The 18,437-nt window shown below is 70.7% G+C and carries 20 protein-coding genes and 1 pseudogene; 11 read left to right on the top strand and 10 right to left on the bottom strand.

Going from position 1 to position 18,437, the window contains the following annotated elements; all coding sequences use genetic code 11:
- Positions 1-133: 133 nt before the first annotated feature.
- From serS to IE255_RS00810, 4 genes are read right to left on the bottom strand one after another with little or no spacing between them, the layout of a single operon-like run.
- Positions 134-1,426: a serine--tRNA ligase gene (serS, locus tag IE255_RS00825; RefSeq protein WP_190048134.1), complete on the bottom strand. Its 1,293-nt coding sequence runs from the start codon at positions 1,424-1,426 to the stop codon at positions 134-136.
- Positions 1,419-2,132, bottom strand: coding sequence for a histidine phosphatase family protein (locus IE255_RS00820; RefSeq protein ID WP_190048133.1), 714 nt, complete (start codon positions 2,130-2,132; stop codon positions 1,419-1,421). Before IE255_RS00820 ends, serS begins: the two co-directional genes overlap by 8 nt.
- Complete coding sequence (locus IE255_RS00815) at positions 2,129-3,052, bottom strand: aminoglycoside phosphotransferase family protein (protein WP_190048132.1); 924 nt, start codon at positions 3,050-3,052, stop codon at positions 2,129-2,131. Before IE255_RS00815 ends, IE255_RS00820 begins: the two co-directional genes overlap by 4 nt.
- On the bottom strand, positions 3,052-4,302 hold the full coding sequence (locus IE255_RS00810; protein WP_190048131.1) for a methionine adenosyltransferase: 1,251 nt from the start codon (positions 4,300-4,302) through the stop codon (positions 3,052-3,054). The genes IE255_RS00815 and IE255_RS00810 overlap by 1 nt, the downstream gene beginning before the upstream one ends.
- Before the next feature lie 192 nt (positions 4,303-4,494).
- On the opposite strand from IE255_RS00810, the gene IE255_RS00805 reads away from it, so the two are divergent.
- From IE255_RS00805 to IE255_RS00775, 7 genes are all read left to right on the top strand, one after another.
- On the top strand, positions 4,495-5,817 hold the full coding sequence (locus IE255_RS00805; RefSeq protein ID WP_190048130.1) for an NsdA family TPR-like regulatory protein: 1,323 nt from the start codon (positions 4,495-4,497) through the stop codon (positions 5,815-5,817).
- Between the two features lie 57 nt (positions 5,818-5,874).
- A complete protein-coding gene (locus IE255_RS00800) occupies positions 5,875-7,053 on the top strand; it encodes a serine hydrolase domain-containing protein (RefSeq protein ID WP_190048129.1) in 1,179 nt (392 codons plus the stop codon).
- A 456-nt stretch (positions 7,054-7,509) separates the two neighbouring features.
- Positions 7,510-7,878: a phosphotransferase gene (locus tag IE255_RS00795; RefSeq protein WP_190048128.1), complete on the top strand. Its 369-nt coding sequence runs from the start codon at positions 7,510-7,512 to the stop codon at positions 7,876-7,878.
- Positions 7,871-8,158: a hypothetical protein gene (locus IE255_RS00790; protein WP_190048127.1), complete on the top strand. Its 288-nt coding sequence runs from the start codon at positions 7,871-7,873 to the stop codon at positions 8,156-8,158. The genes IE255_RS00795 and IE255_RS00790 overlap by 8 nt, the downstream gene beginning before the upstream one ends.
- Positions 8,159-8,256: 98 nt before the next feature.
- Positions 8,257-9,495 (top strand): argininosuccinate synthase-related protein, encoded by a 1,239-nt coding sequence (locus IE255_RS00785; protein WP_229906234.1) that lies wholly within the window; start codon positions 8,257-8,259, stop codon positions 9,493-9,495.
- 57 nt (positions 9,496-9,552) lie between these two features.
- The gene (locus tag IE255_RS00780) at positions 9,553-10,281 is read left to right on the top strand and encodes a 2OG-Fe dioxygenase family protein (RefSeq protein WP_190048125.1); all 729 of its coding nucleotides are present in this window, start codon (positions 9,553-9,555) and stop codon (positions 10,279-10,281) included.
- A gap of 159 nt (positions 10,282-10,440) precedes the next feature.
- Positions 10,441-11,460 (top strand): DMT family transporter, encoded by a 1,020-nt coding sequence (locus tag IE255_RS00775; protein ID WP_229906233.1) that lies wholly within the window; start codon positions 10,441-10,443, stop codon positions 11,458-11,460.
- Between the two features lie 10 nt (positions 11,461-11,470).
- Here the strand turns inward: IE255_RS00775 and IE255_RS00770 are convergent, their stop codons facing one another.
- Positions 11,471-12,466, bottom strand: a complete 996-nt coding sequence (locus IE255_RS00770; RefSeq protein WP_229906232.1) for a LuxR C-terminal-related transcriptional regulator — start codon at positions 12,464-12,466, stop codon at positions 11,471-11,473.
- Between the two features lie 258 nt (positions 12,467-12,724).
- Between IE255_RS00770 and IE255_RS00765 the strand changes: the two genes are divergently transcribed.
- Together IE255_RS00765 and IE255_RS00760 are read left to right on the top strand one after the other, a co-directional pair.
- The gene (locus tag IE255_RS00765) at positions 12,725-12,994 is read left to right on the top strand and encodes a hypothetical protein (RefSeq protein WP_190048123.1); all 270 of its coding nucleotides are present in this window, start codon (positions 12,725-12,727) and stop codon (positions 12,992-12,994) included.
- A 5-nt stretch (positions 12,995-12,999) separates the two neighbouring features.
- Complete coding sequence (locus tag IE255_RS00760; RefSeq protein WP_190048122.1) at positions 13,000-13,983, top strand: hypothetical protein; 984 nt, start codon at positions 13,000-13,002, stop codon at positions 13,981-13,983.
- A 16-nt stretch (positions 13,984-13,999) separates the two neighbouring features.
- Here the strand turns inward: IE255_RS00760 and IE255_RS00755 are convergent, their stop codons facing one another.
- From IE255_RS00755 to IE255_RS00740, 5 genes and pseudogenes are all read right to left on the bottom strand, one after another.
- A complete protein-coding gene (locus IE255_RS00755; protein WP_190048121.1) occupies positions 14,000-14,476 on the bottom strand; it encodes a winged helix DNA-binding protein in 477 nt (158 codons plus the stop codon).
- A gap of 64 nt (positions 14,477-14,540) precedes the next feature.
- Positions 14,541-14,756: an alpha/beta fold hydrolase gene (locus IE255_RS38960; RefSeq protein ID WP_229906303.1), complete on the bottom strand. Its 216-nt coding sequence runs from the start codon at positions 14,754-14,756 to the stop codon at positions 14,541-14,543.
- Positions 14,757-14,868: 112 nt separating this feature from the next.
- A pseudogene (locus IE255_RS38955) lies at positions 14,869-15,045 on the bottom strand (hypothetical protein); the annotation flags it as partial.
- An 81-nt stretch (positions 15,046-15,126) separates the two neighbouring features.
- Positions 15,127-15,594, bottom strand: a complete 468-nt coding sequence (locus tag IE255_RS00745; protein ID WP_190049300.1) for a DUF2267 domain-containing protein — start codon at positions 15,592-15,594, stop codon at positions 15,127-15,129.
- 203 nt (positions 15,595-15,797) lie between these two features.
- The gene (locus IE255_RS00740; RefSeq protein ID WP_190048120.1) at positions 15,798-16,220 is read right to left on the bottom strand and encodes an Hsp20/alpha crystallin family protein; all 423 of its coding nucleotides are present in this window, start codon (positions 16,218-16,220) and stop codon (positions 15,798-15,800) included.
- 99 nt (positions 16,221-16,319) lie between these two features.
- On the opposite strand from IE255_RS00740, the gene IE255_RS00735 reads away from it, so the two are divergent.
- Together IE255_RS00735 and IE255_RS00730 are read left to right on the top strand one after the other, a co-directional pair.
- Positions 16,320-16,559, top strand: a complete 240-nt coding sequence (locus tag IE255_RS00735) for a hypothetical protein (protein ID WP_190048119.1) — start codon at positions 16,320-16,322, stop codon at positions 16,557-16,559.
- Between the two features lie 342 nt (positions 16,560-16,901).
- The gene (locus IE255_RS00730) at positions 16,902-18,323 is read left to right on the top strand and encodes an alginate lyase family protein (protein ID WP_190049299.1); all 1,422 of its coding nucleotides are present in this window, start codon (positions 16,902-16,904) and stop codon (positions 18,321-18,323) included.
- Positions 18,324-18,437: the final 114 nt, after the last annotated feature.

Here is an 18,437-nt window from a genome sequence, read left to right as displayed (position 1 = left end):
GGCCCCAGGAGGTGTACGTCGGCGCCTGCGGCTCGGGCGCCTACCGCGACCGCCCAAAGCCATCGTTCGATCCCTCCGTATCCAGCAGGGGGGAAGGCGTAGCCCCCGGGAAAGTCGCAGACGCCGACGAGCACTATGCCTCCGGTGTTCCGTCCGCCGCGATACGGCGGAAGCCGAGATAGGGGACGAGTGATTCAGGCAGGACGATTGAGCCGTCCTCCTGCTGGCCCTGTTCGAGCAGTGCGGCCAGGGTGCGGCCGACCGGGAGACCCGAGCCATTGAGCGTGGCGACCAGCTTTGGCCTTCCGTCCGCACCCCGGGTGCGGATATTCGCGCGCCGTGCCTGGAAAGTGCCGAAATTGGAGACCGAGGAGATCTCGCGGTAAGTGCTCTGGCTCGGGAACCACACCTCCAGGTCGTAGGTGAGCTGGGCGGAAAAGCCCGTGTCCCCTGCTGCGAGGGTGATCACGCGATAGGCGAGGCCCAGCTCCTTCAGGCAGGCTTCGGCGTGGCCGAGCATCTTCTCAAGCTCGGCGTCGGCGTCCTCCGGGTCGCAGATCCGCACCATCTCCACCTTGGTGAACTGGTGCTGGCGGATCAGGCCCCGGGTGTCGCGACCGTACGAGCCCGCCTCCGAGCGGAAGCACGGAGTCTGGGCGGTGAGAGCGATCGGCAGCTCCGCCGGCGGGATGATCTCGTCGGCGTACAGGTTGGTGAGCGGTACTTCGGCCGTCGGGATCATGAACAGCTCGCGGTCAGCGACGCCGGTCTTGAACAGGTCCTCCTCGAACTTCGGCAGCTGCCCCGTGCCGGTCATCGTCTTTCGGGTGACCAGGAACGGCACAGAGTGCTCGACGTAGTCGTGCCGGCGCGTGTGAAGGTCGAGGAAGAGCGTGGTGAGCGCACGCTCAAGCGCGGCCCCCGCTCCTCGCGAGACGGCGAAGCGAGGTCCCGACAGCTTCGTGGCACGAGCGAAGTCGAGGATGCCGGTGGCCTCGCCGAGATCGACATGGTCTTTCGGAGTGAAGGAGAACGGCGGCGGGGTGCCTACCCGGCGGACCTCGACCGCGAACTCCTCGGAGTCGCCGTCGGGTGCCCTGTCGTCGGGGAGGTTCGGGATGGTGAGCAGGAGCGCGCGGAGGTCCTCCTGCACTCGCTCCTGATCGGCCTCGATCTCGCGGATCTGTTCCTTGACCTCGCGGGCTCGCTCCTTCAGCTTGGAGATGTCACCGCCCTGCTTCGCGGTCTGCTGGACCTCGCTTGCCACCCGCTTGGACTCTGCCCGCAGCTCGTCGGCCGAGCGAATGTTCTGGTTGCGCCGCGACTGGAGACTCTCCAGCGCGGACAGGTCCAGCGAGTATCCGCGGCGCGCGAGGCGACGAACTGCTTCGGCACCCATTTCGAGAAGGGCGCGGGCATCATGCATGAGGAGGTTCCTTTTTCTCCGGCGAGTTGTCTACAGCGTCGAAGGTAGCAACCGCCGAACCTCGTTCGATCCGCAATTCCGCAGCAATGCCGGGCGCATCTGGTTCTTGTGGTTCCTCACCGTCGAGATCGGCCAGAAGGGCCACGATCCAGTCGTGCAGCACCTCGTCGTCGACAACGAGTGGCTCGACGTACGGGGCCTCCGGGAAGAAGACCGGCACGGCCTGGCCCGGCGACCGGTCCCGGTGCCAGCGCAGAACCGACACCAGCAAGCCATGGCAGACGAGTACCCGGGGCCCTGGGTACTCCAGAGCCGCGCGCACGCCGGAGAGCATCCTCCGCATGCCTTCGCGCTGAGCCTCTCGGCCGCCTGGCGGGCGCTGTACGCCGCCGTGCCGGTCAAGCCAGGCGCCGTACTCCAGGAACGGACCGCCTTCGAACTTGCCGTAGTCCAGCTCGTTGAGCCGGGCGTCCACGATCAGCTCCGGCGCCGAGACTCTCATCAGAAGGGAAGCCGTCTGTTGAACTCGGGGGAACTCGCTCGCCAGCCAGGTGCGTACCGTGTGGAGCGGGAGCATGGACGACGCCTGTCCGCACGCGCTCACGCCCTCGTCGTTGAGCCGGATGTCGCGAGTGGGATCTCCGTTGACGAGGTACTGATCGCTGTAGTCGGTCCGGCCGTGACGGAGAAGGTACGTCGTCGTCATCGCCCTGCCTCCGGGTCGGAAGCCATGAACGAGGACAACACCTTCGCGATCTTCGGCAGTGCAGGGTCGTCGATCTCCCAGTAGTAGAGGAAGCCGTCGAGAGCCAGCGCCCTGCACCACGGCGAGATCTCCGGGACAGGGACGCGGGAGATGCGAGCAGCTGTGGCCAGGCGGTCGGCCACCTCGTGTTCGAGGTCGTAGTAGACCGTCCAGAAGGCCCAGTCGAACGCCGCGTCCCCCACTAGGGGATGCGGATCGATCAGGCGCGGGTGCCCTCCGCGGTCGAAGATCACGTTCTCTCGGTACAGGTCAGCGTGGAGGACTGTCATACGGTTGGGGTCTTCGCGCAGGGCGGGGAGCTCTTCGCATGCCTCCTCCACAAGCGTCTTCCAGGAGCCGAGATCGAGGCCGTGCAGCCGTTGACGGATGCGAGGTACGACCACCTCTTGGCGGAAGTGCGCCAAGCTGGGCACATCCGGCCGCGGCCTCAGTCGACCGAGAGAATGCAGTCCCTGTATCGCGGCGGCCACCATCTGCCTCTCGCGACCGATAGGCCCCGCGCCGCCGGGCCGGCCGCCCACCAGCGCAAGGGCCGCCACCGACAGGTCGTCCGCCGCTTCGATGACGTCTACGGTCGGCCCGCCGGCCCACACGGTCAGCGCTGCGATCTCGTGGCGGTAGCGGAGAGGCTCGAACCACGCCTTGAGGATCACCGGGGTCCCGTCGACCGTGGTGGCAAGCGCAACGGCGGAGGAGTGTCCTGCGTCGTGGTATTCCTTCAGCGAGAGATGCCAACGCTCCGCCGCCTCTGCCAGGAGGCGCGGGGCGGCCCGCAGCCATCCTTCCGCCGCCGGGCCGTAGTGGTCGATAAGGCGCCGCCGACAGCCCGACGGCACTTCGCCGAGGTTCTGGGCAGTCATCAGCTCAGCACAATCCCGTCCGAGACAAGCTCGTCCGTGAGGGCCGGGAAGCCGTCGAGTGCCTCGGCCACGAGGGCCTGGACCTTGTCGGTCTCCACGTCCGGTGAGGACAGCCGGACAAGAATCCGCCAGGGCTGGTCGAGCCGTTGTCCCGTGGTACTTACGAGATGGACCTCCGCGTGCCCGTCGGTCGCCTCGTGCAGGCGGTGCGCGAGACGCTGGGCGGTGATGTTGTAGAGCTTGCCGACGTGGTAGACGGGGTTCTTCCCATTGGCGCCCTCCAGGTTCATCGGGCGCAGAGGGGTGATGAGGCCGTTGACGCGGTTGCCCCGGCCCACGACCCCCTCGTCGCCCGACTCGATGGAGCTGCCTGTGTACGTGAGGTAGAGCTCGTCCTTCTCCGGTATGTCGCGGGCGTTGAGCCGGAATCTGGCCTTGGCCCCGGGAAGCCGCAGGTCGGCGAGCCGGTGGCACTCGGCGAGGACCGTCTCCGAGTTGCGGACGTAGTCCGCCCTGGTGCCGACGTGACGCGACTTCTGCGGCACGCACAGCACGATGTCGGCGCTCTCGCCGTCCCAGTACCCCATGAGCTTGACGTCCGAGCCGCACCAGACGTGGGACTGGGTGAACTCGCTCTGTCCCGAAAGGTGGTTCACCAGGTCGCGCACGAAGGACTCGAAGGGATTCTCAGGTGCCCAGCCGGTTCCGAGTGACGTGTCGTTCGAGAGACGCACACGCCGTTCCCGGAGGTCATCGACGGACCGAGGGGTGAACCAACGGGTCCGGTCCGGAACCACGTCGCTGGTCAGCACAGCTCCGGGGCTGGAATTGCTCGTGATGTTGAACGAGATGTCGAGGTGGCCCAGGACCTCGGGAAGACGCTCGGCGAAGAACTCCCGAACCTCCGCCTCGACGATCTCCAGGACAGGTATGTCCTCTCCGCCGCAGCCAGGGGCGGCCCGCCCGTTGACCAGGACGCGCACTGGCGCTGTCATCCTGCCGCCGCCGTAGCGGACTTCGCTTGCCCCGCCCAGCACAGCGAGCTTGTCGAAGTTGTGGTGCAGCACGGCGCCGAACTGCTCAACGGTGTACCGGCTGTACGCTCGCGACAGCCGTTCGGCGAGGTGGTCAGCGAGGGTGTCGGGGTGGCCAAGTCCCTTGCGCTCCACGATCGTCGTGCCACAGGGGTGCGGGGTGCCGGTCTCGATCACCAGGTGGCTGTTGCCGAAGGTGGTGTTCGTGCGGGGCATGGGTGTGCTCCCATCTCAAGGTCGGTGGCTGAGCGGCTGGTCACGAGTGAAGCCACCCGGCGACCGGGCTGGAACGTTTCTCGGGGGTTTCTCTCGGTCCTGAGAACTCTCATGTGCACGTCAGCCTGGGTAATCTCCCGATTGTCGACCGGGGTTGACGGGAGGAATGACGTGACTGGTGAGTCGTTAGCAATGCACCCGCTGACCTTCGTCCGTCAGTCGAGCGGATGGGGGAAGGCCGAGCTCGCCCGGCTCATGCAGGCACGGGGGAAGTCGCTCGGCATCCCCTTGGCGACCAACCGCACAACCGTGTGGAAGTGGGAGCAGGGCCAGGAGCCTGACGCCGACGCGCAGCGCGTCCTCGCTGACCTCCTGTGCGTCCCCTACGAGCAGGTTCTGGCGGATGGATGGCCGCGGTGGCTCCCCGTCTGGGAAGTCACTGGACTCACCGCTCCCTGGACCGAGGCCGGTACCGTTGAGGCACTGGCTGATCTGGTTGGGAGTGGCCGCATGGACCGTCGGGGGTTCCTCACCATAACGGGCACCGCCCTTACGGGACTTGCGGCGAGCTGGGCGGAGGCGCCCTCAGCCTTCGCCTCCGCGCTCAACGGAGATCGGGTCACCGACACGATGGTCTCCACGATCGAGCAACGCATCAGCACACTCCGCAGGCTCGATGATCAACTGGGGGGCGCTCGGCTCCTGGAGCAGGCACGCGGTGATCTCGCCTTGATCACTGGTCTGCTGAGTGCCGGCCGGTACACCGACAAGATCCGCGTCCGCCTGTACGCCCTGGCAGCCCGCGTATCTCACCTGACCGGCTGGATGGCCTACGACGCAGGGCTTCGGTCCGCGGGACAGCGGTACTACGTCGGGGCCCTGCGCAGTGCCCGTACCGCTGGAGACGACGCTTTCGGAGCCTTCGTCCTGGCGGAAATGGGAGTTCACGTCTCCGAGGCCGGACGGACCGCAGAGCGGGTCGGCCTCATTGCCACCGCTATTGACAATGCTCCTCGAACTCTGTCGACCTGCACCCAGTCCTTCCTCTACCTGCACAAAGCGGAGGCGCTGTCCCGCGACGGAGATCACCAGAGGGCCGGCACAGCGCTGAACCGTGCCGCAGCCCTCTGGGAGCGTCGCACGGTGGCGGAGAATCCCGACTGGCTCGACTGGTTCGGTGAAGCGCAGCTGAAGTCCACTGAGGGCAAGGTCCTACTGCGGGCCGGCCAGGTGGAGCGGGCGACGAGCTCGCTGGAGACCTCCGTCAAGAAGGCCGCACCCCGGGACAAGGCCGTAAGGTCCAGCCGTCTGGCCGAAGCCAGGCTCACCGGAAACGACCTGGACGGAGCGCTCGACGCCGCAAACTACGGCGCCGAGCTCCTCGAGGACAAGGTCAGCTCCGTGCGCGCGCTGGACCGCCTGAAGGAGTTCTCCGAGCGGCTCGAACCGCACAGGTCGATCCCGGCCGTCCGCGAGTTCCGCGAGCGTCTCAAGGCGCTGCTCATTGCGGCCTGAGTCTCACCGCCGCTCCGTCCTCTCGGAGCAGGCAGCTCAAATGCCAGGATGGGCGGCATGACGACGATGGACGGTGAGGTCGCGGCCGGGTTCGAGCCGGTACGCGACGCGTTCGCGGCAAACTTCGCCCAGCACGGGGACATCGGCGCGGCGGTCTGTGTGTACCAGGATGGCCGGCCGGTGGTGGACCTGTGGGGTGGAGTCGCCGACCCCGACACCGGTCGTCCGTGGACGCGGGACACGCTGCAACTGGTCTACTCGGCGACCAAGGGAGCGACCGCGACCTCGGCGCATCTGCTGGCCCAGCGGGGCGCGCTGGACCTGGACGCGCCGGTGGCCACTTACTGGCCGGAGTTCGCTGCGAACGGCAAGGCGGAAATCCCGGTGCGCTGGCTGCTGTCCCATCAGGCCGGTCTGGTGTCGGTGGACCAACCGGTCCCGCTGGCAGAGGCGCTGGCCTGGCATCCGATGGCGGCAGCACTGGCAGCTCAGCGTCCCCTGTGGGCTCCGGGCACCGCCCACGGATACCACGGCCGAACCTGGGGCTGGCTGGTCGGCGAGGTGATACGTCGGGTGTCCGGTCGCTCGCCAGGCCGTTTCTTCGCCGAGGAGATCGCCACCCCACTCGGGCTGGACTTCTTCATCGGGTTGCCGACGAGCGAACGCGACCGGCTCAGCCGCATGGTGTACAAGCAGCCGGACGTCGACCTCACCGCCGTACCTCCGGAGTCGATCCCCGAAGAGCTCCGCGATCTGGTCGCCGCCTGGCGCGACCCGAACTCGCTCAGCAACAGGGCCTTCGCCGTCACCGACCCGGCCGAGATCGACTTCAACTCGCCCGAGGTACAGGCCGCGGAGCTCCCCGCCTCCAACGGCATCGGCACCGCGCGCGGACTGGCGCGCATGTATGCCGCGTTGATCGACGAGGTGGACGGGGTACGACTGTTCACTCCGGCGACCCTCGCGTCGGCGACCGAGGAGCAGGCCAGCGGGGCGGACCAGGTGATGGTGGTGCCGAGCCGCTTCAGCTCCGGATACATGCTGCCCACCGAGACGAACTCCATGACCGGGCCGAACTCCTTCGGCCACACCGGTCGAGGGGGATCGCTCGGTTTCGCCGACCCGGAGCACGGCATCGCCTTCGGCTACGTGATGAACCACATCATCGGCGGGCCGGACGACATGCGCGCGGCATCGTTGGTTGACGCAGTGCGAAAGTCGCTGGGCAGCATCTGATCAGGAAAGCGCAGAATCTCGGAAACGGCGCTGTTTCCAGGGCGCTGCACCGCTCGTTGGCCAAGAGGTTCTCACGGCCGCCCGGTTTATCTGAGGGTGGCGGTTCCGGGGCGAGTGTCAAGAGCGCCCTTTGGGCGTCGGCTTCGCCGATTTCGCTTCGCTCACTCTTGACACTCGCCCCGGAGCCGCAGGGATTTAACGGGCCGGGCGGCCCAGGGGTGGGGCGGCGGGGGCTGTTGGGTGGGGGTGGCGGTTCGTGGCCGGGCATGGGTGGTGGGGAAATCGGCTTGTGGCTGTCGGCCCTATAGCCAAGGCTGCTCGCGATGATGCCCTTGACAGAGATCGATCGACTGAAGCAGACCGTCTCCGAGCATTGGGACAGCCCGGTCGCCGACCAGGTCGCCGCCCAGTGGCGGTACCCGGCCGGTACCGCCAGGTGGTGGCTCATGCACGCCAATGGTGGAGCCGGCGCCCGGGGAGGAGGTCGACGCCAGCGAGCTCAGTGAGTCGCAGGCGTGGCGGTGGGGGGAGGCGCTGGCCTTGGTGCACCACGATGCCGCCGGGCTCGATGCCGGGCTTCCGGAGTCGTTCGGTGAACTGGGTGGTGTCGGCGAGCTGTTCGCCGATGACACCGCGCTGGTCGAGGCGACGGGGAGGCTCGTCGGTTTGATGGGTGAGCTGCCGCGTGGGCAGGGCCGCTGGGGTGTGGTGCATGGTGACTTCGAGTTGGACAACATGGCCTGGGAGGGCGGCCGGCCGGTCGCGTACGACTTCGACGAGGCCGCCCTCTCCTGGTACCGCCGATGTCGCCTATGCCGTGCGTGAACTGACCGATCGCAGCGGGCGGCCCGCGAGCGAGCATCGGGGGCGGCTTGATGCCTTTGTCGCCGGATACCGCAGTGTGCGGCCTCTCCGCGACGAGGAGCTGGGGCAGCTGCCGTTGTTCGCGGGGCTGCATGCCGCGGCCTCCCTCGTGCGCATCACCCGCGCGCTGGGTGCACGCGGCCAGGACGAAGCGCCGTGGCTGGCCCACCTCCGCAAGGACCTGACCGGCATGGCCCGCGCTCACCGGCAGCTGGCGATCGACACCGGGCGAGACCTCTAAGGCCCGGCCGGGGCCCGCGTCCGGGTCCGGACATGGCCGGGCTCGGCAGGGGGGAAGGCATTGCCGGGGCCTGGCTCAGGGCGGGAACGTGCTCTCCCGTGACCACAACACAGGCTGTGCAGACCGCACCCTCCGAGATCGTCCGTTCCTTCTCCCAACTCGACGGGCTGGACCCGGACCGGCCCGTCGTGACCCTGTTCAGCGGAGGGCTGGACAGCACGTACCTGCTGCTCCGGCTGCGCCGGATGGGGCTGCGTGAGGTGCACGCCGTGAGCGTGGACATCGGTGAGGACGAGTCCGGGCCCTACAAACGCCAGGTGGCCGAGGCGCTCGGGGCGCGGCTGCATCTGCTGGACCGGCGTACGGAGTTCGCCGAGCGGCACGTGGCGCCCGCGATCGCCGCGCAGGCCGTCTACCTCGGCATCCACCCGGTGAGTTCCACGCTCAGCCGCCCGCTCATCGCACGGAGCGCGGTGGAGCTGGCCCGGTCGCTGGGCGCCCAGGCCGTGCTGCACACGGCCAACCGCTCGCAGAACACCCTGCGCCGGCTCAACGGCGCGCTGCGGCTGCTCGGTTACGAGGGCGCGTACGGCAGCCCGTACGACCTCGACCCCGTCACCCGGGACGACAAGCTCGCCGCGCTGCGCGCCGCGGGCGTGGACCTGCTCGCGGGGCGGATCGTCAGCGGCGACTCCAACCTGTGGTGCCGCGAATTCGAGTCGGGCATCCTCGACGACCCCGAACGGCACGAGGTGCCCGAGGAGATGTACACGTGGAGCCGGCCCACCGCCGCCCCGGGCTCCTCCGAGCTGCTGACCGTCACCGTCGAGCGGGGGCGGCCCGTCGCGCTGGACGGCGAGCCGCTGCCGCTGACCGAGCTGATCGACCGCCTCAACCGGCGCGTCGGCGCGTACGGGCTGGGCCGCTACTCGGGCCTGGAGCACCTGGACCACGGCGAGAAGGTCCTGGAGATCCGGGAGATGCCGGCGGCCTGGCTGCTGCTGGCGAGCCACCGGCACGTCGAGAGCGCCTGCCTGGACGCCGAGCTCGTGCGGGAGAAACGGCATCTGGAGCAGGTGTGGGTGCGGGAGGCCCTGGAGGGGCGGTGGTTCGGTGAACTGCGGCTCGCCGTGCAGTCGTTCGTCGACTCCTGCGCCGTCCGCACCAGCGGCAGTGTGACCTGGCGGCTGCGCACCGGCGGCGCCGACACCCGGTCCATCACGGCGGACCGGCCGCTGTACCTGCGGGACCGGGAGGCGTGGGAGGAGCGGGCGATCAGCGCCGAGTCGGCGGCCTTCGCGCCCAGCGCCGGTTCCCTGCTCCCGGCCGCAGCGTAATCCCCCGCGCTTTCACCCTTTTTCGCCCTTTGGGCTTTCCATGAACTGGAGCCACTGATGACCACCGCCCTCACCCACCCCGCCGCCGCCGACGCCGTCACCGCCCTGTCCGGTCCCGGCGGGCACCTGATGCCGTCGGCCGCGCTGTCCTCCCTCATCGGCGTGGACGGCGCCGACTGGGCGCGGTTCGCCGCGCACTGGGACGAGCTCACCCTGGACACCTACATGGCCGACGGCGGCACCTACCGCTTCCGCCGCTACGGCCAGTTCGACCTGGACCCGGCCTCCGGCGAGCTGACGCTGCTGCCGCACGAGCCGTACCGGCAGGAGACCGAGGTCAACCCGCTCAACGGCGGCATCGAGCGGACCTTCGACCCGCTGACGGAGTCGTTCGCCGCCGACCCGCTGCTGCGCTCCACGCTGGTGGCGCTCGGCCGGATCTTCACCGAGGTCGACGGCACCCGCCGGTGGAACATCAAGCTCCACCCGTACCGGATCAGCGCATCCACCGAACAGGCGGGCCGGCCCGCGCCGGAGGGCCGGCACCGCGACGGCGTCACCTTCATCACCTCGCTGCTGATCGGCCGTACCAACGTCAGTGGCGGCGAGAGCGGTGTCTATTCCGACTCCGGTGAGCACCTGCTGACGACTACGCTGTCCGAGCCCGGCGATCTGCTGCTGGGCGACGACCGCCGCACGCTGCACTCGGTGACGCCGGTACGCCCGGTGGACACCGAGCTGCCCGCCCACCGCGACGTGCTGGTGATCGCGTACACCGCGCGCTGAACGCCCGCGGCCCGGACACCGTCGTCCACGGCCGCCTCCCCCTCCGTCGACGTCCGTCGACGTCCGTGTCTGTAGACGTCCGTGTCTGTAGACGTCCGTGTCTGTAGACGTCCGTGGACGTCCGTGGACGCGTATGCCCAGCCCCGTAGAGGAGTCCCCATGACCGCGACCGCGGCCCGCGCAGGCCGGCTGATCGATCTTCCCGTCCTGCTGGTCGCGGTGGTCTGGGGCTCCAGCTACCTCGCCGCCAAGGGCGTCACCACGACACAGACCGTGCTGGCGGTGCTGGTGCTGCGGTTCGCCGTGGTGCTGCCGGTCCTGGTGGTCGCGGGGTGGCGGCGGCTGCGGGCGCTGAGTGCCTCCCAGGTGCGGGGGGCCGGGCTGCTGGGGCTGATCCTCGCCGGGATCTTCCTGCTGGAGACGTACGGCGTCGTGCACACCTCCGCGACGAACGCCGGGCTGATCATCAGCCTCACCATGGTGTTCACGCCGCTCGCGGAGAGCCGGGTGCGCGGGACGCGGCTGCCGGGCTCCTTCATGGCAGCGGCCGGGCTGTCGGTGCTGGGGGTGGCGCTGCTGACGCAGGGCGCCGGGTTCAGTGCCCCGTCCGGGGGCGACCTGCTGATGCTGGGGGCCGCCGTCGTCCGTACCGTGCACGTGCTCGCCATGGCGCGCATGGAGTCGGTGCGCGACGCGGACGCGCTGTCGCTGACGACCGTGCAGCTGGGCAGTGCGGTGGTGGTGTTCGCCGTGCTGTCGGCGGTGCCGGGGACCGGGGCGTCGCCGTGGGCGGCCGCGGCGGACTTCGGGGCCGGGGACTGGGCTGGGCTGCTGTACCTGTCGGTGTTCTGCACGCTGTTCGCGTTCTTCGTGCAGATGTGGGCGGTTCGCCGTACCTCTCCCTCGCGCGTCAGCCTGCTGCTCGGTACGGAGCCGGTGTGGGCCGCGGCCGTCGGCATCGCCCTGGCGGGGGACCGGCCGGGCTGGCTGGGCCTGGTGGGCGCGGTGCTGGTCCTCGTGGGCACGGCTTGGGGGCGGGCGATGGCGGACCGGGGGCGCGAGGAGCGGGGGCGCGAGAAGCGGGGTTCGGCGACCGTCCCGGGCGCGATGCCCTTGCGCGACAAGGAAGTCGAGCCCGGCAAGGCAGTCGAGCTCGACAAGGAGGCCGAGCCGGCCTGATCCCCGTACGTCAGGCGTCCAGCCAGCCCAGGCGTACCGCGCAGGCGCCGGCCTGGAAGCGGCTGGCCGCGCCGAGACGTTCGGTGAGTTCGGAGACGAGGCGGCGGACCGTGCGCTCGGAGATGCCGAGCTTGCGGGCCATCGCCTCGTCGGTCAGTCCGCCTTCGAGCATGCGCAGCAACTCCCGGTACCGGCCCTCGGGACGCCACGCGCCGTCACAGTCCTCCGCTTCCCCGGGGGCCGTGTCGGCCAGGACGCTCGCCGCCGCCCAGCAGTGCTCGAAGATCTCCCGGAACACGCCGACGAGGGTCTCCCCGCGCAGGATCACGGCCGCCATCTCGTCGTTGCCGGAGGGCGGGGCGGGCACGATGGCCGTCGCCCGGTCCACGACGATCAGCCGCAGCGGCAGCGTGTGCGCGACGCGCACCTGCGCTCCGGCCGCGTTCAGCCGGCGCAGGTACGACGTCATGTGCGGTACGGCCGCCGCGGAGCCGAGGTGGACCGTACGGACGCGCACTCCGCGCCGGAGGGCGGCAAGGTCCCGTTCCAGGCCCGCCTCCACCATGCCGACGGGCAGGGCGCGTCCGGGGTGCAGCGACAGCACCTCTTCCTCGACGCCCCGCGACACGTCCTCCAGCGCGGCCGACACGTTCGCTCCGCCGGTGACGACCTCCATCCGTACGGACAGCAGGTCCTGGGCGTGCACGGGCTGGAAGTCGGCGAGGACCCGGGCCAGCGCGGAGCGGGTCTGCTGGACGTGGCTCAGCAGCGATGACACGTGCCGCTCCTCCTCGCCGAGGAGGTTGCGCAGCGCCGTGTCGGGCGTCAGCGCCGTCCAGCCGTTGGCGTTGTCCGGTGCCGGTACGAACAGCCGCAGCCGGGTGAGGAGTTGCAGGGCATCGGCGAACTCGCCGTCGCTCCAGCCGTGTTGCCCGGTGACCGTCTCCGGATGCCAGGCCGCGTCGTCCAGTGCGACGCGGTACAACTCCTGGGCACGCTCGCGCACATCCACCAGGCTCCCCCGATCCAAGTCCCCCCGGGCCGCCACCACCCGGACGACCGTCGGACGGATATTAGGAACGACCTGCTGTAATCGGCCAGACGCGGTCCGCCATACGGACGGGCGGGAGGCGCGTTCCGGGGTCGCGGCGGTACGTCCGGGCCTGGCCATGGCCGGTCCCGGAACCGGCGGTGGCGTAGCCGGGGGTGATCGTCCCGGCACATGCTGGCCGCACACCCCACGCCGAACGCCAGGAGGCCCAGCATGCCCACCACCGCCCCGAACACGCCGCTCACGACGTCCCCGTCCCCCGCCCTCGTCGCCCTCGCCGCCGGGTCCGGGGAGCTTCCCGTACGGGGCAGTCGTGCGGCTCGTCCCATGCGCGGCGCCCGTACGGCCCTCCGTACGGCCCTGTCGGCGGCCCTCGCCGCGGCCTTGGCCACCGCCGCCCTGCTGCTCGGCGCGGCGGCCCCGGTCGCGCCGGGGAGCGGGACGGTGGCCGCCGACGCGAACGACTCCTTCATCTGGGGCTGACCGCCGTGCCCGCACCGGCCGTCGCAGTCGTCGCACCGCTGACCGGGCCGCGCACGGCGTCGGGGGCGGTCCTCCTCGCGGAGGTGGACCGCATCCGTGCCGTCGCCCCGGGAGCGGCCGACTGGCATGTGCACCACGAGGCCCGGGGCGTCGCCGACGCCGTCACCGCCGAGGGCTACGCGGCGGTCGTCGGCCACGCCGACCCCACCGTGGCCGACGGTGCGATCGCGGCCTATGAGGAGGCCCGGCTCGCCTGCCTGCTGCCCTTCGTACGGGGCCGTCCGCCCGCGGCGAGCTGGGCGGCCGACGACAGCCGGCTCGCGCGGACGCTGGCCGAGGGTGCCGTGGCCCTGGGCGCGAGCCTCCTGCACGTGGTGGCCGCCACGGCGGGGCCGCCCTCGCCCGGCACCGCAGGCGACAGCGACTCCCTCGCCGAACGCGTCGCCGACGCGGCCCGTGCGGTGGGGCTGGCGGTGGAGGTGCGGGACGCGGACATCCTGGCCACAGACGCGGACATCCTGGTGCCAGACGCGGACATCCTCATGTCAGGGGCCGTGCGGACCGCCGCGCACCGCCCGCGGACGCCCGAGCGCGGGCACGGCACCGGCGCCACCGCCACCGCCACCGCCCTGGCCCTGCTCGCCCCGCAGGAACGGCTCCCCCCTCTCCTGCGCGCGCTGCCCGGCGCGGACCGGTACGAAGCGGTGCTCGTGCCCGCCGAGTGCGGGCTGCCGTCCTTCCCCGCCCTGGCCGGGGCGGCGCGGGGGCTGCCCGTGTGGGCCGTCCACCCGGAGCTGTGCCTGGTCCGCCGGGCCCGGGTGGCGCTCACCGCGCTGGCCACCGCGCTCGCCGAGGATCCCGCGCTGCGCGGACCCCGGCTGACCGCGGACGTCGTGACCCGCTCGGCCCACCTGCTCGGCCCGGCCGGCGGAGTCCTCGGCGAGGGCACGCGCGTGTCACGCCTGCCCGCGATGTGCCCGGGTTGCTGAGGCTCGAGTCGAGTGACTAGTCGGGCAGGTTCCCGTTGCCGCCGAGGTTGGCGACGATCCGGCGCAGGACGTTGATGGTGGTGACGAAGTCGGCCGTGTCGATGCCCTCGTGGGCCTGGTGGTGGACCTGGAGGTTGCGGTCGCGGGCGCGGAGGCGGCCCGCCTCGCCCTGGTCGGTGAGGGTCATGGCGCCCGTCGCGTCCTCCGTGAGCCAGCCTCGGGTGATCAGGTCGTCGTAGACCTGGTCGAAGTCGGTGTTCTGGTCGTCGTAGGGGGTGAGGCGGTCGGTCAGCGTGGTGCGGGTCCAGGTGCCGGGGGCGCCGGCGACGTGGTTGAGGGTCCACCAGTGGGGCTGGGTGAGGTTCTCGACCGCGAGTTGGGCTCGTAGGGCTCCTACCACCCTCCGGAAGGCCTCGCCGGTCCATGCGCCGATGGGCTGTGCGGCCAGTTCCTCGTCGGGGTATTCCTTCAGGGTTTCGGCCTCTGTGGTCATGCGAGCAACGTAGGACCTCAAGTTTGGTTGAGGTCAAGGACGGGGGCGGGGCGGGGGCGGGGGCTCACGCCAGGAAGGTTCTGATCGCCTCGTAGAGGCCGTCCGGCTGGTCCAGGTGGACGTCGTGGCCGGCGTTCGGGATGCGGGTGAGGCGGGTGGCCGGGCGGTGGGTGAGCATCGTGGCCGGTTCGTCCGGGGGCATCGTGCCGTGTTCGCCCTGGATGAGGAGGGTCGGGCAGGTGATGCGGGACCACTCGGGCCAGTAGGCCGTGGTGGCCAGTTCGGCGACCGTGGCGATGATCGTGGAGCGGTCGAACGCCGGGTGCCAGCCGTCCTCTCGTTGCTCCAGGGCGGGTGCTGGCGCCGTGGCCCCGGGCGTCGTACGTCACCACGCGGTGGCCGTCGGCGGACAGGCGGGCGGCGACCCCGTCCCACTCGCCCTGGTGGCCTGCCAGGCCGTGCAGGAGGAGGACGGGGTCGCGGGCGGGCTCCGGCGTGGATCGGTGATCGCGGTAGGCGATGCGGATGCCGTCCGCAGTCGTGAGGACGGTCGGGTCAGGGGCGTTCAACTGGCCTTCTTCCGGTGGGTGATCCGGCCCGATTCTCCCCTCACCGCCCGCCTCGGATCACGGCGTCACGGCGTCACGGCGTCACGCCGTCGGGCACAGGTCCGCGCGGCCGAACAGCAGGGCGTATCCCGGCGGGAGTTGGGCCAGGACGCGGGTGACCAGGTCGTCGCCGACCAGGTCCGGCAGCACGCTGAGGACGGAGCTGACGTCCCAGCGGGCCGTGGCGGGGGTGGCTCCCTCGATGCGGGCCGCGACCGATTCGACGAACTCCGCCGCCGTGAGCCGGCGCGTCACCGGGATCTGGGCGGCGACCACTCTGGCGGCCTCTTCGGGCAGGGCGCGGGCGAGGTCGACCCGTTCGTCGCCGATCACGTGGCCGCCGAGGGCTGACAGGACGATACGGGTGACCCGCTCCGCCTCCGACCTGGTGGTGTACTGGCCCGACTCCCGCACCGCCTCGATCAGTTCGGTCCAGGCGTCGTCGCCGCCGCGGGGGCGGGGGTGGTGCGGCGGGGCGGGGATCAGGGTCGTCGGGGTCGTGGGTGACATCGTCACGCTGGGCACCGTCGTCACACTGTGCACCGTCGTCGCGCTCATGTGCGGGTCTTCCTCCGGATGCTGTCCTGCCCCGTGCCGCCGGGCTCCGACGCCGGCGGCGCGGGGTGGGGGTGGGGTGCTGGGCTGTCCCGGGGGTGGGACGTCCTCGGGACAGCCCGGGACAGCCCTCTGGGTGCGTGGGTACGGGGCCGCGGTCAGCCGCTGAGCTGCTTGCGGCTGTCGCCGCCCGTGATCTGGATGCGGCGGGGCTTGGCCTGCTCGGCCACCGGGATGCGCAGGGTCAGGACGCCCGCCTCGTACGAGGCGTCGATGCGGTCCGTGTCCAGCGTGTCGCCGAGGAAGAGCTGGCGGGTGAAGCTGCCGGTGGGACGCTCGGCGACCAGCAGCTCCGCGCCCTCGGGGGCGGGGGACCTGCGCTCCGCTCGCACGTTCAGGACGTTGCGCTCGACGTCCAGCTCGATCGACTCGGGGTCGATCCCGGGGAGGTCGAAGTGGACGAGGAACTCGTCCCCGGAGCGGTAGGCGTCCATCGCCATGGCCGACGCGCGGGTGGCCGGGCCGAAGACCTGCTGGGTGAGTCGGTCGAGTTCACGGAAGGGGTCCGTGCGCATGAGCATCACTGGTCACTCCTCTCTTCAGGCGCTGCCTGTGCGATGCCCTTACGTTCTGCGTCTTCTTATATAGCTCGGAGGAGGAAACTTGACAAGCCTCGACTCATGCCGAGCAGGAAGCGGCAGCTCGGCGGGGTCGTGCTCGCCGTCGCCGGGGCGGCGGCCGCGCGGCAGTGGCGGCAGCAGGCCGGCGGGGTGGCCGCGGGGGCGTTGTCGGCCGCGTATGTCGCCGCGTTCGCCGGGTCGCATCCGCTGGCCAAGAAGGTCGGGGCCTGGCCTGCCGTGTTCGGGGTGGCGGGGGCTGTGGGGCTGGCGTCGTGGGTGGTGGCGGACCGGCGCGGCTGAGCGGCCGGCGGTCAGTCACTACGGGCGCACCGACCGGCCGCCCCCCAGCCAGTACACCGAGCGCACAGCAAAGAACCCGGCCCTGAAACCCAGGGCCGGGTTCTTGTCGGAGCGCCGGGCAGGCCTTGCACCTGCATCTCCCCACAGGAAGTGGGGCGTCTTTCCTTGGACCACCAACGCACTGTCCGTCTGCCGGAGTTCCGGCGACCGGATGCAGATCAACTATAGCGCAGTTTTTGTTATCGCCTGCACGGTCCGGCCGTCTCCTCACCGTCCCCCGCAGGTACGCGACTTACGACGCTGAGGTACGACGACGTGACACGACAGATCAGCCGCCGGAGCATGCTGAAGGCCGCGGGCGCGGCAGCCGGAGCCGTCGGTATCGGCGCCGGTGTGGGTACGGCCGTGCCCGCCACCGCCGCCGACGGCCCCTTCGCCCACCCCGGCCTGCTGCACACCCGTACCGATCTGGACCGTATGGCGGCCAAGGTGAAGGCGGGCGCGAGACCCTACACGGCCGGGTTCGCCAAGCTCACCGCCAACCGGCACGCGCAGAGCGGCTGGCAGGCGAATCCGCAGGCCACCGTGTACCGAGGGTCGGGTACGCCGGAGAACTACCGGATCCTCTACAACGACATCCACGCCGCCTACCAGAACGCCCTGCGGTACCACGTCAGTGGCGAGGAGGCGCACGCCGACACCGCCGTGGCGATCCTCAACGCCTGGTCGGGGAAGCTGACCGCGCTGGAGGGCAGTGCCGACCGGTTCCTGGCGGCGGGGTTGTACGGCTACCAGTTCGCCAATGCGGCGGAACTCGTGCGGGAGCACGGGGACTTCCGGCTCGGGCGCGCCCAGGAGCTGCTGATGGACGTCTTCCATCCGCTCAGCGACGACTTCCTGACCCGTCACAACAACGCCGTCGTCACCAACTACTGGCCCAACTGGGACCTGACGGCGATCGCCTGTGTGCTCGCCACCGGGATCTTCTGCGACGAACGGGCCATCGTCGACCGGGCCGTGGAGTACTTCAAGCACGGGGACGGCATGGGGTCGGTCAAGCACGCGATCCCGGTCGTGCACGAGGACGGGCTCGGCGAGTGGGTCGAGGCCGGGCGGGACCAGGGGCACGCGCTGCTCGGGGTCGGGCTGATGGGCACGGTGTGCGAGATGGCGTGGAACCAGGGCGTCGATCTGTACGGCTACGACGACAGCCGGTTCCTCAAGGGTGCGCAGTACGTGGCCAAGTGGAGCCTGGGCGGGGATGTGCCGTATACCGCCAACACGCGGAAGAAGGGGGCGATCGGCGGGTGGTCGGGCAGTGAGACCGCCTCCGATGTCGCGGCGGCGGATCCGGCCATGACCCGTCCCATCTGGGCGATGATCGCCAACCACTACACCAAGCGGCGGGGGCTGTCGGCCTCGTACGTCACGCGTGCCGCCGCCAAGACCGCGCCGGAGGGCGGGGGCGGCGACTACGGGCCGAACAGCGGGGGCTACGACCAGCTGGGCTTCGGCACGTTGGCGTTCACGCGGGACAAGGCGGCGGATCCGGCGGCGACGCCGAGCCCGTCCGGTGACCCGTCCGGTGGGGCCGGTGATGTTCGGCCGCAGGGGACGGCGACGAGTGCCTCGGCGTCCCCCGCCGCGGGCCGTGACCTCGCCGCCACCGGGTCGGAGGAGGCCGTGGGCTGGGCCGCCGCCGCGGGCATCACCGCTGTCGCGGGCGGGTTGCTGCTGCTGCGACGACGGGGTGGGACCCAGTAACACCTGGGCGCTCCCGCGGTAGCCCGGGGTCCCATGGGGGCTGTAGCCCTTGGCCAGCTTGAGTCCGAGCTCTTGGGACCCGTGGGCCGCAGCCTCTGGCCCCCTGGGCCGCAG

The organism is Streptomyces lomondensis (assembly GCF_014651035.1).
In the GTDB taxonomy this organism is placed as follows: Bacteria; Actinomycetota; Actinomycetes; order Streptomycetales; family Streptomycetaceae; genus Streptomyces; species Streptomyces lomondensis.
Note: the sequence above shows the minus strand (reverse complement) of the source record. Positions and strands in the feature narration are given on the sequence as shown.

What these genes read in the sequence shown, in the direction of transcription:
- IE255_RS00800 (WP_190048129.1), top strand. Translation starts at nt 5,875, where the DNA reads ATGACGACGATGGACGGTGAGGTCGCGGCCGGGTTCGAGCCGGTACGC.
- IE255_RS00765 (WP_190048123.1), top strand. Translation starts at nt 12,725, where the DNA reads ATGCCCACCACCGCCCCGAACACGCCGCTCACGACGTCCCCGTCCCCC.
- IE255_RS00810 (WP_190048131.1), bottom strand. Translation starts at nt 4,302, where the DNA reads ATGCCCCGCACGAACACCACCTTCGGCAACAGCCACCTGGTGATCGAG.
- IE255_RS00745 (WP_190049300.1), bottom strand. Translation starts at nt 15,594, where the DNA reads ATGTCACCCACGACCCCGACGACCCTGATCCCCGCCCCGCCGCACCAC.
- IE255_RS00775 (WP_229906233.1), top strand. Translation starts at nt 10,441, where the DNA reads ATGACCGCGACCGCGGCCCGCGCAGGCCGGCTGATCGATCTTCCCGTC.
- IE255_RS00815 (WP_190048132.1), bottom strand. Translation starts at nt 3,052, where the DNA reads ATGACTGCCCAGAACCTCGGCGAAGTGCCGTCGGGCTGTCGGCGGCGC.
- IE255_RS00820 (WP_190048133.1), bottom strand. Translation starts at nt 2,132, where the DNA reads ATGACGACGACGTACCTTCTCCGTCACGGCCGGACCGACTACAGCGAT.
- IE255_RS00730 (WP_190049299.1), top strand. Translation starts at nt 16,902, where the DNA reads ATGCTGAAGGCCGCGGGCGCGGCAGCCGGAGCCGTCGGTATCGGCGCC.
- IE255_RS00755 (WP_190048121.1), bottom strand. Translation starts at nt 14,476, where the DNA reads ATGACCACAGAGGCCGAAACCCTGAAGGAATACCCCGACGAGGAACTG.
- IE255_RS00795 (WP_190048128.1), top strand. Translation starts at nt 7,510, where the DNA reads ATGGTGGAGCCGGCGCCCGGGGAGGAGGTCGACGCCAGCGAGCTCAGT.
- IE255_RS00805 (WP_190048130.1), top strand. Translation starts at nt 4,495, where the DNA reads ATGCACCCGCTGACCTTCGTCCGTCAGTCGAGCGGATGGGGGAAGGCC.
- IE255_RS00735 (WP_190048119.1), top strand. Translation starts at nt 16,320, where the DNA reads ATGCCGAGCAGGAAGCGGCAGCTCGGCGGGGTCGTGCTCGCCGTCGCC.
- IE255_RS00780 (WP_190048125.1), top strand. Translation starts at nt 9,553, where the DNA reads ATGACCACCGCCCTCACCCACCCCGCCGCCGCCGACGCCGTCACCGCC.
- serS (WP_190048134.1), bottom strand. Translation starts at nt 1,426, where the DNA reads ATGCATGATGCCCGCGCCCTTCTCGAAATGGGTGCCGAAGCAGTTCGT.
- IE255_RS00740 (WP_190048120.1), bottom strand. Translation starts at nt 16,220, where the DNA reads ATGCTCATGCGCACGGACCCCTTCCGTGAACTCGACCGACTCACCCAG.